The organism is Sneathiella sp., assembly GCF_036960985.1.
Classification (GTDB): Bacteria; Pseudomonadota; Alphaproteobacteria; order Sneathiellales; family Sneathiellaceae; genus Sneathiella.
In genome coordinates, this window is the sequence record NZ_JBALWD010000004.1 from 64,504 (window position 1) to 78,029 (window position 13,526).

14 protein-coding genes are annotated in these 13,526 nt (G+C 51.0%); 5 read left to right on the forward strand and 9 right to left on the reverse strand.

The genetic code is table 11. From position 1 onward, the window contains the following. Window positions 1-10 precede the first annotated feature (10 nt). From V7723_RS03315 to ppk2, 3 genes are all read left to right on the forward strand, one after another. Window positions 11-1,594, forward strand: a complete 1,584-nt coding sequence (locus tag V7723_RS03315; protein WP_335683009.1) for a bifunctional aspartate transaminase/aspartate 4-decarboxylase — start codon at window positions 11-13, stop codon at window positions 1,592-1,594. A 286-nt stretch (window positions 1,595-1,880) separates the two neighbouring features. Then, entirely contained in the window at window positions 1,881-2,735 is an 855-nt protein-coding gene (locus tag V7723_RS03320; protein WP_335683010.1) for a DMT family transporter, read from the forward strand. 174 nt (window positions 2,736-2,909) lie between these two features. Then, the gene (ppk2, locus tag V7723_RS03325; RefSeq protein ID WP_335683011.1) at window positions 2,910-3,683 is read left to right on the forward strand and encodes a polyphosphate kinase 2; all 774 of its coding nucleotides are present in this window, start codon (window positions 2,910-2,912) and stop codon (window positions 3,681-3,683) included. 4 nt (window positions 3,684-3,687) lie between these two features. Here the strand turns inward: ppk2 and V7723_RS03330 are convergent, their stop codons facing one another. From V7723_RS03330 to V7723_RS03350, 5 genes are all read right to left on the reverse strand, one after another. After that, complete coding sequence (locus tag V7723_RS03330; RefSeq protein WP_335683012.1) at window positions 3,688-4,395, reverse strand: ion channel; 708 nt, start codon at window positions 4,393-4,395, stop codon at window positions 3,688-3,690. A gap of 71 nt (window positions 4,396-4,466) precedes the next feature. Next, window positions 4,467-5,687 (reverse strand): NAD(P)/FAD-dependent oxidoreductase, encoded by a 1,221-nt coding sequence (locus V7723_RS03335; protein ID WP_335683013.1) that lies wholly within the window; start codon window positions 5,685-5,687, stop codon window positions 4,467-4,469. A gap of 115 nt (window positions 5,688-5,802) precedes the next feature. After that, on the reverse strand, window positions 5,803-6,024 hold the full coding sequence (locus V7723_RS03340; protein WP_335683014.1) for a DUF6500 family protein: 222 nt from the start codon (window positions 6,022-6,024) through the stop codon (window positions 5,803-5,805). A 38-nt stretch (window positions 6,025-6,062) separates the two neighbouring features. Then, window positions 6,063-6,704, reverse strand: a complete 642-nt coding sequence (locus tag V7723_RS03345; RefSeq protein ID WP_335683015.1) for a LysE family translocator — start codon at window positions 6,702-6,704, stop codon at window positions 6,063-6,065. 129 nt (window positions 6,705-6,833) lie between these two features. Continuing rightward, the gene (locus tag V7723_RS03350; RefSeq protein ID WP_335683016.1) at window positions 6,834-7,217 is read right to left on the reverse strand and encodes a nuclear transport factor 2 family protein; all 384 of its coding nucleotides are present in this window, start codon (window positions 7,215-7,217) and stop codon (window positions 6,834-6,836) included. A gap of 134 nt (window positions 7,218-7,351) precedes the next feature. Between V7723_RS03350 and V7723_RS03355 the strand changes: the two genes are divergently transcribed. After that, window positions 7,352-7,846 carry a GNAT family N-acetyltransferase gene (locus V7723_RS03355; protein WP_335683017.1) on the forward strand — a complete coding sequence of 165 codons (495 nt, stop codon included), beginning with the start codon at window positions 7,352-7,354 and terminating at the stop codon, window positions 7,844-7,846. 13 nt (window positions 7,847-7,859) lie between these two features. Here the strand turns inward: V7723_RS03355 and V7723_RS03360 are convergent, their stop codons facing one another. From V7723_RS03360 to sauS, 4 genes are all read right to left on the reverse strand, one after another. Next, window positions 7,860-8,210 carry a hypothetical protein gene (locus tag V7723_RS03360; RefSeq protein ID WP_335683018.1) on the reverse strand — a complete coding sequence of 117 codons (351 nt, stop codon included), beginning with the start codon at window positions 8,208-8,210 and terminating at the stop codon, window positions 7,860-7,862. A gap of 40 nt (window positions 8,211-8,250) precedes the next feature. Further along, window positions 8,251-8,862, reverse strand: a complete 612-nt coding sequence (locus V7723_RS03365; RefSeq protein ID WP_335683019.1) for a LysE family translocator — start codon at window positions 8,860-8,862, stop codon at window positions 8,251-8,253. A 63-nt stretch (window positions 8,863-8,925) separates the two neighbouring features. Beyond that, window positions 8,926-10,485 (reverse strand): AMP-binding protein, encoded by a 1,560-nt coding sequence (locus V7723_RS03370; protein WP_335683020.1) that lies wholly within the window; start codon window positions 10,483-10,485, stop codon window positions 8,926-8,928. Continuing rightward, window positions 10,482-11,870 (reverse strand): acylating sulfoacetaldehyde dehydrogenase, encoded by a 1,389-nt coding sequence (sauS, locus tag V7723_RS03375; RefSeq protein ID WP_443024178.1) that lies wholly within the window; start codon window positions 11,868-11,870, stop codon window positions 10,482-10,484. Before sauS ends, V7723_RS03370 begins: the two co-directional genes overlap by 4 nt. Before the next feature lie 470 nt (window positions 11,871-12,340). On the opposite strand from sauS, the gene V7723_RS03380 reads away from it, so the two are divergent. Beyond that, window positions 12,341-13,477, forward strand: a complete 1,137-nt coding sequence (locus tag V7723_RS03380; protein WP_335683022.1) for an NAD(P)/FAD-dependent oxidoreductase — start codon at window positions 12,341-12,343, stop codon at window positions 13,475-13,477. Window positions 13,478-13,526 lie beyond the last annotated feature (49 nt).

Sequence of the window (13,526 nt, forward strand, 5' to 3'; positions counted from 1 at the left end):
GGTTATTACGGTGGCATCTAAAAAAGGCGAAGAGCTAAGCCCGTTCGAGTTGAAGGATCAGTTGATAGAAATTGCCTCATCCCATGCGGACCAGATGATGTTGAATGCCGGGCGCGGCAATCCCAACTTTCTTGCCACACATCCCCGACATGCATTTTTGCGGCTGGGTGACTTTGCCGTCAGGGAAGCGGAAAGATCCTATTCCTACTTGAGCAGCGGATTTGGCGGATTGCCGGAAAAACAGGATATCGTCAATCGATTTGATACCTTTTGCATGCTCAATGAAGGGCAAGACGGGTTGGACTTTTTGCGAGCATCCCTTGCCTTTGCCGAAGATCATATCGGTCTTTCCAAACAAGACTTTCTGTTTGAAATGACATCGGCTTTCCTGGGAGGTAATTATCCGGTTCCGCCGCGAATGCTGGCAAGCTTTGAGAAAGTCGTCAATCACTACCTCGCTCAAGAGATGTACGGATCGCTTGATAACGATCATGACTTTGACCTGTTCGCAACAGAAGGCGGCACCGCCGCCATGACATACATCTTTCAAACATTGAAAGCCAATGGCTTGACGAAGCCCAAAGATAAAATTGCCTTGGTTACCCCTATTTTTTCTCCGTATCTGGAGATACCGGTGCTGCCGGAATACGACCTGGAGATTGTTGATATCCGGGCAGATGAAGCCAATGGATGGCAGTTGCCAACGTCAGAAATTAAGAAACTGGAAGATCCTGATATTAAAATTCTTTGCGTGGTCAACCCCAGCAATCCGCCATCGGTGAAAATGAGTGCGGATGTGTTGAAGATGCTGTCTGATCTGGTCAAGAAGAAGCGTCCGGATTTGATGATCGTGACCGATGACGTTTACGCCACATTCTCGGACAATTTTGAATCGCTGTTTGCCGTCTGTCCTTACAACACTCTGTGCGTTTATTCCTTCTCGAAATATTTCGGTGCCACGGGTTGGCGGTTGGGTGTTATCGGGGTTCACGCAGAAAACATCTTCGACGACAGTCTGGCTAAATTATCGGGCAAGGCACTGGCGGAAACTGACCGACGATATGCCTCCCTGACGGATCAGCCGCGGGCGTTACGCTTTATTGATCGGTTGGTGGCGGATAGCCGGGCGGTGGCGCTCAATCATACGGCCGGATTGTCTTTACCGCAGCAGCTGCAAATGACCTTATTTGCTCTTGCCGGATTACTGGATGAAGATGAAACCTACAAAGGCGCGGCCAAGCGACTGATCCGCCGACGCCATGGGTTACTGTATCAGGCCCTCGGAGTAGCTCCGCAAAGTACCGACAATGATGTGGATTATTACACCTTGCTTGATTTGGAAGTCATTGGCCGCCAACTATACGGGTCAAAATTTGCGGCTTGGCTCTTGAAACGGGAAATCAGCATCGAATTTTTATTTCGTCTGGCGCGCGAAACCAGCGTTGTCTTGTTGCCGGGAAAAGGCTTTGAAGATACGCATCCGTCGGCGCGTGTCTCTCTCGCGAACTTACGGGAAAATGACTATTTATCCATCGGTCAATGTACCCGAAAAGTTCTGGATGAATATTATCAGGAATGGAAATCACCTGAATAAATACCCGTCCAATTGGGTGAATGTTCGACGTTATTAAGTGATCCCAAAATTCGATTTTATTTTAGTATGTGTCATTGAATAAGCTGTTATCGCAGCGCCGCTGAACTGCCGGTTTGAAAGTTGGTTGCGGTATTGATTTTTTGGGCGGTTTAGGGCCACAGTGACGGGACGTTTACGTCACGTCTTTTCACCAGGTTTCTTCTGACACTGAAAGCTCACTTACGGCCGGCATATGATTTCGCGTTTTTTTCAATCGGGAACTTCAAATCCCTTGCGATCCGCGGGCATGATGCTGGCGGCCTGTGCGCTGATTGCCTTGACGACGATCATTGCCAAGGGCTTGGGCACGGGATATGGCGGGCCGCCCCTGCATCCTTTGCAAATCAGCGCGGGCCGGTTTATTTTTGCGCTGGTCGGTTTGTCGGTGGCGTTGGCCGTCTTGCGACCGACCTTTCACCGACCGCATATCCGATTGCATGTGGGCCGATCGTTTTTTGGCTGGGCCGGGGTGACATTGATGTTTGCCGCCGTTGCCCGCATTCCGGTGTCCGATGCAACCGCCATCAGTTTCCTCAATCCGATATTCGGCATGCTGTTGGCGATCCCCTTGTTGGGAGAGCGGGTCGGGCCCATCCGCTGGACCGCAGCGGCGATTGCCCTGGTGGGGGCATTAGTGCTGCTGCGGCCCGGCAGCTCCGCCTTTGATCCGGCGGCCCTGATTGCGTTGACGGCGGCGCTGTTTATGGGGATTGAAGTGATCCTGATCAAGAAGCTGTCGGGGCGGGAAGCGCCGTTGCAGATTTTGACCATCAATAACAGCATTGGCGCGATCATCGCCTGCAGCGCGGCCAGTTTCGTCTGGATTGCCCCAAGCCCGTCGCAATGGATGGCGCTGGCGGCCATCGGCCTGGTTATGGTAACGGCGCAATCGTTGTTTATTCAATCCATGCGCAGTGGTGACGCCAGTTTTGCTTTGCCGTTTTCCTATTCGACTTTGGTGTTTGCCACTTTGTACGATTTCTGGATTTTTGGCGTGCTGCCCGACTGGGTGAGTGCCGTCGGCGGGATGATCATCTTGTCCGGCGCGCTGCTTTTGGCCTGGCGCGAAGTCGTGCGCAGTCGACAGAAAATACCGGAATAGTTCCAAAATGAGCCAGTAGTTTTTCTACAGGCTCATTTTTGGCCGTTTATCCTCATCCGCGTCCGGCCCTTTGTATTGATACTGGACTTATGATTTCCGCCGCCGCAAAATCCGTCTCATAAAAGACGATAATTTGTCCGCGGTCGCGGCGTGCCATAAGGGGATATCACAGCCATGAAACGTAAAACCTATGAAGGCGAACTCGACAAGCTACAAGCGGAGCTGTGTGAATTGCAACGCTGGGTGAAACATTCCGGCGCCCGTGTTGTTGTCGTCTTTGAAGGGCGGGATGCGGCGGGGAAAGGCGGTGTCATAAAGGCCATTACGGAACGGGTGAGCCCGCGGGTGTTTCGCATTGCCGCCCTGCCAGCCCCAACCGAGCGGGAACAGTCGCAGGTGTATTTTCAGCGCTATGTAGCGCATTTACCGGCAGCGGGTGAAATTATCCTGTTTGACCGAAGCTGGTATAACCGCGCCGGTGTCGAGCGGATCATGGGGTTTTGCACCGAACAGGAATATCGTAACTTTATGGTCTCCTGCCCGATCTTTGAACAGTATCTAATTGAGTCAGGCATTATCCTGATAAAATATTTTTTCGACGTGACCCAAGAAGAACAGGAAAAACGGTTCAAGTCGCGGATGACCGATGCCCGAAAGCACTGGAAGCTAAGCGGCATAGATTTGAAATCGTTTGAATATTGGTGGCGCTATACCGAAGCCTATGAGGATATGATCGAGGGGACGGATACGGACTTCTCCCCGTGGTTTCGGGTGCCCTCTGAGGACAAGCGCGTGGCCCGGCTTAACTGCATTACCCATATGCTCGAGACTATTCCTTATGAACGGGTCCCGTTTCATGCTCCGGAGCTACCAGAACGGTTGCCCAAAGAGCCCCATGTGTTGCCGGAAATTCCGTTCCGGCACACGGTCCCCCAAATATTCGAGTGAGAGGCTATTTTCGGTTGGCTGAAATATGCAGGCCGACCAGCCGCGCAACCACAATCGCCAGATAGAACTGCCCGGCGATCGCTTCGAGATTAGTCCAGGAGCGGGCGATACGGGTTATGGGAACAATATCGCCATACCCGAGGGTGGAGATGGTCACGAAACTGAAATACGAGAAATGCACCAGCAGGAAGGATTGATCCGGGTCGGTGATAAGGGGCGTATTTGAAAAAGAGCCGGGATGGATTTTCTCGATCCAGAAATAGATAAACGTCCACATCAGACCCATCAACAAATACAGGCAGACGGACGCGTAGATCATGTTTGCCGACACCTCATTGGTTTCGAACAGATACCGGGCCAGCATAAATATGATGTAGCAGAAGAAAACAATATACAGACCAATGGCCAGATGTGACCCCAGGGTATCGGTGCGGACATAGTCGGTCCAGCTAAACAGCAACGTTGCCGCTGCGATCAGGCAGCCAATGAGAAATTCCCTTCTTTCATGGGCGACCAGATACAAGGAGGAGAGTAAAATGCTCGAGAAAATCAGATTGAGCCAGACACCGGTATGGGCGTCAGTATCCGTGATGTAAGAGGGAATAACCACAAAAGAGAGCAGCAAAACCAGCAGAATGGAAAACCCGAATTTAGGTTTATCGAGGGTATTTTCTTCCGGCAACTTGTCAGAGGCTTTATTGAATATTTTCAATGTGTTACCTTTTTATTTTCATCTGATTTATCATTGCTATGTGATCACCTAATTGATTGTTAAAAGACATCTTAAATAACTGCTTTTTCAACAAACGGACGCCCCTCTTCGATGCGGGCAAAACTGAAGGGCGTGAGATCAAGGCTGCGATATTCGCCATAAGCTATAAGTTCCGAAATCCCACGGCCCATGGCCGGGGATTGTTGAAATCCGTGACCTGAAAAACCGTTGACGAACAGGAAATTCTCGACCTCCGTATGGGGTCCAATGATGGCGTTCTGGTCAAACGCGTTGAAGGCGTAATGCCCGGCCCAGGAATTGATGAGCTTGATTGCCTCAAATTGTGGAATACGGGTTGCGATGGCCGGCCAGGCCTTGGTCTCCCAGATATCATGATCCTGAACAAAGTCATCATACGCCACAGCCGGATCTTCGTCTGGCGGGCATCCAGCGAGATAATAAGCACCATCGGTGCGCATATGAACACCAGAGGGATCAATGGTCAGGGGAAGGTCGCGGTCCAGAGGAGTTTCCGCATCGAAAATAAACGTATAGCGTTTGCGCGGCTCCACCGGAATTTCGATGCCGGCCATGCGTGAGGTGAGCACAGCCCGCGGTCCCGACGCATTGACGACAGTGCCGCAAGCAATTGTCTCCCCGGATTTAAGGGTGATATTTTCAACCTTTCGGCCATTGCCGCTTCGGCTCATGGTGACGACTTCGTTCGCGATATAGTCAACGCCCTGTTCGCGGGCTGATCGTTTCCACCAGTCAAACAAGGTGTTGCCGTCGAAATACCCTTCATCGACCAGATTGATGCTGCCGGCAACAATATCGTCCAGATTATAAAAAGGGTAATCGCGCCCGATGTCTTCAGGCGACATGATTTTGGTACCGGCGCCACAGGCGGTTTGAAGTTTTTGATTTTCCCGCAATACCGCCGCAAATTCTTCGTTATCGGCCAGGTACATATATCCGTGGCTGTGCAACGGGATATCCGGTACACGGGCATCGCTCCCCATGTAATCACGAAAATTTTTGACGAAATCCGCCGCAAACTGGGAAATGCGCACATTGATTTCTGCTGAGAATTGCTGGCGCATACAGCTGTTGGTATGGCTGGTTGAGGCAAACTCGTACGTCGGGTCTTTTTCGACGACGAGAATGGAACCCCCGAAATCCTTATTGCTGGACAAAAACCACGCGACGGAAGACCCCAGCATGGCGCCACCGACGATGACAACATCATAACTCGATTTTTTCGGGATCGTCTGATTTGCGTCGTCATTCATCGGCACAGTTCCTTATCCTGCGGGGAATAAACGACACCTTGTACCCGCTGGACCGTCATATTTATGAAGATGCTCTGATAACAGGGCTATCATATTCATGCCCGGGTGAAAATTGTTAATTGCCGGAGGAGATAATCAACTCCTTTATTTTGCGGGCTTTCTCGAAATGATCGAGTTTGTGAGTCTCTATCCACCAGGTGGCGGCTTCCATGAGAAGTTCTGGATCGTCATTCTTGTTCGCAAAGAAGGCGTAGAAAGAGAGGCCAACAGCCTCGCCCTTCTTGGCAATCTTATCGTCGCAAACGGCAATTGCTTTTTGGCGCAGGGACAATCTCATCTGTGGATCTCCGTCGATCTGTTTGTCGTACCGTCTTTTTAACTGCGGCTTAGGAGGAGCTTGATGCCGGCAAAAGCGAAGAAGGCGCCGAGGGTCGCCTGAATATAGCGACGTGCTTTGCCATATACCCGCACCATCACGGGCGTGGAAAAGGCAACGGCGTACAGTGTGTGCAGGAGGATGGAAAGGATGAAGGTTCCGACAACAATAGACACGCCCACCCAAAGCGGTGCGTCTTGTTTCATGCCAAGTGAGATAATGGCAATCCAGGATAAAGCGGCTTTCGGGTTGGTCATTTGAATAATATATCCGCGGATCATGTAGCCGACCGGTGATCGTTTACCGCCCGCCAATTGCTTTGCCTGCATATCCTGAACAGAAGCGGCTGACTTGAAAGATTTATAGGCGAGCCATAAAAGATAAAATCCGCCGAATATCTTGATGGCGATTAAGGCCGAGGAATACGCCTCCAGCAATGCCGAAAGTCCGATAACCGTTAGCACGGCCCAGGTGAAAGAGCCGCCAGCGACGCCAAGAGCCAAGGCAATTCCCGATTTGCGACCAAGGCTCATGGAGGTCCCGATCACGGCAAGGATATTGGGGCCGGGGCTTGCAATACCTAATAAAAAGGCGGAGTAGGCCAGTATGATACCGGGTAAATAGAGCGAGAAATCTTCCATTGGCAAATCCCCTGATAGATTGAATGTTCACGATTTGTCCCATAAAAACGTGCCGGGTGCAAGCGGTAGATTATTGGGAGTGAGGGACCCGTGTGCTGGCAAGTCGACAGCGTGAGTACGGCGTTTGCCTCAGAACATCCCGTTGGCATGGGCGCTGGTTTCGGGCAGGGTTTGCAACACATCCCAGTGCTCGACAATTTTGCCGTCGTCATCGAACCTGAAAATGTCCATGCCAGCATATTCAAGATCATCCGGCCAAATCTGGTGGCAATGCAGAACGACCATATTGCCATCGGCGATGGAGCGTTTGACGATAACTTGCTTGCCCGGATAGTCTTGCGCCATTTGATTGAAATAGTCGATGAAGCCTTGTTTGCCATTTGCGACATGGGGGTTATGTTGAATATACTGGTCGCCGACATAGGCCGCGATTGCCCGTTCCGCCTCACATTGATTGAACATCATATCATAGAACGCAATGGCGTTTTTACGATTGGTTTCTGGATCATTCATTATGGGGTGCCTTTATTTTGCGGTAGAGGGAGCCTGTATTAAATAAGTCTTTGCAAAAAATGCGACATCTGCAACAATTTTGCAATCAAAGCCGTGAATCTTTAGCTATCCAAATCCTGCGGGGTCAGTTGAATATGCAAATTCGAAATGAAGAACCTGCCGATCTGGACGCGATTGCCAGACTGACATGCGCCGCATTCGAGGCAGTTCCCTATAGCGATGGGTCAGAGCCGGCAATCATCGACAGGCTTAGAAAAAATGGTGACCTCTTTCTCTCACGTGTCATGGAAAAAGAGGGGGAGATCGTTGGCCATATTGCCTTTTCCCCGGTTCGGGTTGAGGGAGGGGCCGGCCAGTGGTTTGGGTTGGGACCCGTCTCTGTCGCTCCGGCGCAGCAGCGATTGGGCATCGGTAGTCAGTTGGTGCGCGACGGTCTCGGTATTTTGAAATTGCAAGGGGCCACAGGATGTGTGCTAGTTGGCGACCCTGAGTATTACAGGCGGTTTGGATTCACAAATAACGGTGACCTGAGTTATGAAGATTTACCGTCAGAATTCGTCCAGTGGCTGTCCTTTGACGGAACAGTTCCCAAGGGTGGCATAATTTATAGTTCAGCGTTCAGTGGCTAGAAACAGTGGCGCTTTACTCGGCTGCGTCTTCTGCCCAGGGAGCCGGTACCGACAGACCATCCACCCGGACTTCACCTTTTTCGTTATCGAGGACCACGTGATTATCGAACAGCGTTAAGGTCGGGCGAACACCGAAGCGTCCCTCCATCCAGTCAGCCCATCCATCGTGGAACCACTCCTCGGCCTCTTCTCGTGTGGCGAATTCATAGACGCCCCCGCCGGCTTTTTCGCCGTTTAGGTAATATTTGCGCCGTAGGCCTTTGACCTCACGATAAATCTTTGTTGACTCAAGCGACATATCAACAACAACGTCGCGGTCCCGCTTTGGGCCGTCGGACGGGATCTGTACCAATGCTATAATCATGCGTTTTCTCCTTTTTTTAAGACCATTTTGATCGTCGTTTTTATTTTTCGTTCAAAGCCAATCGGGCACCCAGAAAGATAAAGGCGCCGGCAAAAGACCGTTTCATCCATTTCATAATGGCGGGTCGGGTAATGACATAATCCCGGGCCAGAGCCGCGCAGCCGCCATACCCGACAAAGACGATAAAAGTCAGCGCCATAAAAATTCCGGCCAGAAGAAACATGGTCGGGGCAGCGTTAACCTGACTGACATCGACAAATTGCGGCAAAAATGCCAGGAAGAACAGGGAAAGTTTCGGGTTTAAGACGTTGATAAGCGTCCCGTTAAGGGCGGTTTTGAAAAGTGAGAGAGGTTTCTTATTTTCACTCACGTCGAGGGCACCGCCTTGGCGTAAAATGCTCCAGGCCATATACAGCAAATACGCCACGCCCAGATACTTGACCGATTGAAACGCGATGGCGCTGGTATGGAAAATGGCCGCAAGGCCGACGATGCTGGCGACGGCGGCGGGCACGATCCCCAGGGTGCAGCCGAATGCAGCGGCCACACTGGCGCGAAAGCCGCGTCCCAAGCCAATGGCAAGGGTATAAAGAACGCCTGTTCCGGGCAACAGGATAACAACCATTGATGTCAGGAAAAATTCAATACTCATTTTGTCCTCCGCTGGGGGGACAAGCTTATTCGTAAATAGGTAGCCAGCGCAACTTTTTGTCTTTCAAAGACTGTTTTTGGGGGGTGTTTTGTTGGCCACCAATTCCGCTATTTTAATCCGCTGGATTTTTCCTGAGGGGCCTTTTGGCAACTCGGTCAGAAAATGAATTCGGTCCGGCGCCTTGAACGCGCCAATGCGGGATTTGCACATCTCGATCAACTCATCTTCCGTCACGCTGGATCCCTCACACCGCATGACAGCCGCTTCAACGGTTTCACCGTAGTGCGCGGATTTAATGGAAAAGGCCGCCGCCTCGACAATGTCAGGATGGCCATACAGGGCCTCATCGATCTCACGCGGCGCGATATTCTCGCCGCCTTTTATGATCAGCTCTTTGAGGCGCCCGGTAATAAACACATATCCGTCGGCATCCATGCGACCCAGATCGCCGCTGCGCAGCCAGCCGTCTGCTGTGAGTGCCTCGGACGTGGCGGTCTTGTTTTCAAAGTAACGCTGCATGACGTTCGGTCCGCGCACCAGCACTTCGCCCTCGTCGCCGCGCGCCATTTCTTGCTGTTTGGTATCGCCAATTCTGATCTCATTACCAAAGCCCATACCGGCAGAGCCGATCTTGCGAATGCCGGGCGGCAAGGGGTTGGAGAGAATTTGAGCCGCGGTTTCGGTCAGACCCATGGTTTCAATGATCGGGATGCCAAAGCGGGTTTCGAACGCGGTTTGGACTTCCGGTGACAGCGGAGCCGATGCCGAGCGGCAAAACCGTATAGTCGTCAACGCTGCAAGCGACGGGCGGGTGGCCTCATCATGCAGTAAATAGGATATCTGCGTGGGCACAACAGAAAACCACGTGCACCGATATTGTTCAATCTGCGTCCAGAAGGTCGTGACAGAAAATTTTGGCGGAATGACAAGACTGCCGCCCGATACCAGCGTTCCCAGAACACTCACGCATAATCCGTTGATGTGATACAGCGGCAAGATACATAGTCCGCAATCTGCAGCTGCCAGGCGGTGTGCCTGCGCCGCATTCCGTCCCCCTGAGATCAAGTTGCCCTGTGTCAGGAGCACGCCTTTCGGCTGCCCCGTTGTACCGGAGGTGTACATCAGCAGCCCGAGGGTTTCGTGTGTTTGCCGCGCTGGAATTTCGTCTTCCACCGCAGCAAAAAAATGAGGATCCGAGACAAGGATCGGCGGCGTGCCATCAAGTTGATGAAGCGCTTTCTCAAGGATTGATTTTCCAGCCTCGTCGGCAAGGATCAGACTTGTTTCCGAATGCTCGACCACATAGGCAATGGTCTCGGAGCCAGCAACGAGATTAATAGCGGTCGCCAGATATCCGCCATAAACAATTCCAAGAATGAGGGTGGCTGTTTTTGGACTGTTGGTCAGAGCATAGGCAACGCTGTCACCGGGCCTGATGCCTTGCGACCGAATATTTACCGCCACTGCGGTTACTTGTTGTTTGAGATCTGCGAACGTCGTGGCGTCGCCGGTTTCTGGATCAATCAGGTAGGTCGCCGACGGTGTTTCAATAGCGCGGCGATTTATCAGCTCGAAAATCGTCTCCTGCGGATCTTCTCGCTGGAGTCCCGAAGACTCCGTCATTTTCCAGCGTCCTGCCAGTAAGATCCAAATATTTCATCCAGAGTAGGTTCGTTGACAGGAATTGTCCGTACGACTTTGGTGATGTTCATCAGATGTTTATGGTTGAAATTATCATCAATGGAATTTCCGCCCCATGTCCCGCAGCCCATAGAAAGGGAAAAGGGCATGCCGTTGTCGAAGGAGCCACCGGTCGCAAAGCAGTGAGCTTGATTGACGATGACGCGACATGTGGGTAATTCTTCCCCGAGCATAACAGCGTGTCTGTCGTTGGACGTATGAATGCCAATGGAATGCCCGGCACCTTGATGGTTTAAGACCTTTGAGGCGAGGGATTTCGCGTCTTCAAAGTCTTTCGCAAAATAGACGGTTGTGACAAGCGAGAGTTTTTCTCCGGACTCAGGGAACTCTGGCCCAATTCCTGCTCCTTCAATGAGCAAGAATTTGGCCGTGTCCGGGTCTTCAACGTCGATGCCGGCGACGTCAATTACTTTGTCAATGTCGCGGGCAATGATTTGGCGATTGAGATGTCCGTTTTGAAAAAGAACTGATTTCAACGTCGCCGTATTCTCGGCATCAAGAAAGCGGCCGCCGGCTTTATGAAGTTCAGACATAAACCCTTCCCGAATGTCCTCGACAACGATCAGGATATTCTCCGATGAGCAGGAAGTGGCATTATCAAAGCATTTTGAATCCGTGATTTTTTGGGCTGACACCGCAAGATCAGCGGTATCGTCTACAATGACCGTGACATTTCCAGTGCCAACGCCAAGGGCAGGTGTTCCGGACGAATAGGCCCGGCGCACATTGTCCTGACTTCCTGTGACAACCAGAATATCCACGGCTTCCATCAGCCGTTGGGCTTTCGCTTTGGAAACTGGGGCCGGGATCATTTGGACAAGATCTTTATCAATACCCGTCTTGTCGAATTCAGCATGCATATAAGCGACGAGTTTTTCACATACAGCAACGCCTTTGGGCGATGGGGACAATATGATGGCATTTCCGCATTTGAGCGCATTCACCACATTATTAGTAGGGGTTGCGACGGGATTGGTTGACGGGACAACTGCGCCTACGACCCCGACAGGACGCGCAATCTCCGTGATGCCGGACGCCGTATCCTCGCCTATAATACCGCAGGTTTTCGCGTGTTTGATATCACGCAGCAAACCGAGTGTTTTCCGGTGGTTTTTCGTTATCTTGTCTTTGACATTTCCGAGCCCCGTTAATTGAACCGCTAATTCCGCCAGTTCCGCGTTACGCCTGGGCTCCATCAGAGCCCAAGCTGCGGAAAGCGCTGCATTGTCATAACGCTCTTGGTTGGCGTCCTTTTCGAACTTCTGCTGAGCCAAACGCGCTTTGGCAACCAGTTCATCGACAATCATTTCGTCTGGGGCGGTTCCGGTTTTTTTACTTATTTGCTCGCTCACAACATGATCCTTACGCTTAAGCTTCTGTGTTACTTTTATGCACCGTACCTAATTTACAGAGGCGAGGGAATATCGACCCTTGGCAATCCCTAAAAACTAACTCATGAAACTAGGAACGCAAATGTTTTCATTGGATGCAATATCGGGCGTTTAAAATGAACTGGACTAAAAGCGCATTGCCAGAGAAGCTAATCTGGCTGAAACTGACCATATCATGCTAATCCAAACTCGATACTTGCCCTCTGCCGTTTTTAGGTAAGACGCGATGCGAAAGTGTCGTATTAAAAAAGTTTTGATGGCCGTTCGTGTCGCTAACTCTGGTTATTGAGGTGCAGTCGGATTAATCTCGACCTTGAAAAGCCTAACGAAGTTTGTTGTGGTGACTAATATTTTTCATTTCCACCAAGAAGGCATTCTGAAATCTGATGGAAGACGTTTTTGACGTAATAATTATTGGTGCTGGGATTGCCGGGGCCTCGCTCGCGGCGGATTTAGCTGCGGACCATAAAGTGCTCGTGCTAGAACGCGAAAATCTGCCCGGATACCATACGACGGGCCGTTCCGCTGCAGTCTATTCAGAAACCTATGGCAATGAAGCGATACGGAAACTTACAGTCTTAAGTCGTTCCTTTTTTGAAGCACCTCCAAGCGGATTTTCAGACATTCCCCTATGGCGTGATCGCCGGGTTGTACTCATCGGTCGGGCTGACCAAAGCGAAAGCCTTCGGCATCATTACGAGACGACGAAATTACTGGCAAAAAACCTCAACTGGCTTGATGCGGATGAGGTCAAGGCAATGGTTCCCATACTGGAAACCGGGTATGCGGCGGCCGGAGTGTTGGAACCAGATGCAAAGGAGCTCGATGTACATGCCATCCATTCTGGCTATTTGCGTCAGACCAAACAACGGGGAGGCCAGATGGTAACGAATGCTGACGTTCGACGCTTGGTCCGTCAGAATAATAATTGGACTGTAGAAACCAAAGCAGGAACCTTTCGAGCGAAAATTGTTATTAATGCGGCGGGTGCTTGGGTCGATGAAATTGCTTCCCTTGCAGGGTTACAGCAGATTGGTGTGCAGCCCTTGCGCCGGACGGCCCTGACAATAGCGTTCGATCATCCTGACGCTGCGAATTGGCCGGTGGTGATTGATGTTGACGAGAACTTTTATTTTAAGCCGGAAGCCGGAAGCTTGTTCTGCTCTCCTGCTGACGAGACAAAAATGGCGCCATGTGACGTCCAACCAGATGAAATGGATATCGCCATTACCGTTGATCGAATTGAAAAAGCGACAACTCTCCGGGTTAAGAAGATTCTAAGTAGTTGGGCGGGATTACGAACATTTGCGCCGGATAGAACGACGGTTGTCGGTTTCGATCGTACTACTGACAATTTCTTCTGGCTTGCCGGACAGGGAGGCTATGGAATTCAGACATGTCCGGCAATGGCGTGCGCCGCAGCCCATTTGATCAGACATGGTGCCTTGCCAACCGAACATTTGGCGGTTGGATTAAGCGAAGCCATTCTGTCTCCAGATAGATTTACGAAGATGACTCAATAAGTTTTCAATGTTCTGATGACTTGGTTCAATAGGATTATAAAATATTGAG

Coding starts and splice junctions, on each gene's coding strand:
- V7723_RS03345 (WP_335683015.1), bottom strand. CDS start 6,704: ATGGAAGATTTCTCGCTCTATTTACCCGGTATCATACTGGCCTACTCC.
- V7723_RS03360 (WP_335683018.1), bottom strand. CDS start 8,210: ATGATTATAGCATTGGTACAGATCCCGTCCGACGGCCCAAAGCGGGAC.
- V7723_RS03355 (WP_335683017.1), top strand. CDS start 7,352: ATGCAAATTCGAAATGAAGAACCTGCCGATCTGGACGCGATTGCCAGA.
- V7723_RS03335 (WP_335683013.1), bottom strand. CDS start 5,687: ATGAATGACGACGCAAATCAGACGATCCCGAAAAAATCGAGTTATGAT.
- sauS (WP_443024178.1), bottom strand. CDS start 11,870: ATGATTGTCGATGAACTGGTTGCCAAAGCGCGTTTGGCTCAGCAGAAG.
- V7723_RS03340 (WP_335683014.1), bottom strand. CDS start 6,024: ATGAGATTGTCCCTGCGCCAAAAAGCAATTGCCGTTTGCGACGATAAG.
- V7723_RS03350 (WP_335683016.1), bottom strand. CDS start 7,217: ATGAATGATCCAGAAACCAATCGTAAAAACGCCATTGCGTTCTATGAT.
- V7723_RS03320 (WP_335683010.1), top strand. CDS start 1,881: ATGATGCTGGCGGCCTGTGCGCTGATTGCCTTGACGACGATCATTGCC.
- ppk2 (WP_335683011.1), top strand. CDS start 2,910: ATGAAACGTAAAACCTATGAAGGCGAACTCGACAAGCTACAAGCGGAG.
- V7723_RS03365 (WP_335683019.1), bottom strand. CDS start 8,862: ATGAGTATTGAATTTTTCCTGACATCAATGGTTGTTATCCTGTTGCCC.
- V7723_RS03370 (WP_335683020.1), bottom strand. CDS start 10,485: ATGACGGAGTCTTCGGGACTCCAGCGAGAAGATCCGCAGGAGACGATT.
- V7723_RS03380 (WP_335683022.1), top strand. CDS start 12,341: ATGGAAGACGTTTTTGACGTAATAATTATTGGTGCTGGGATTGCCGGG.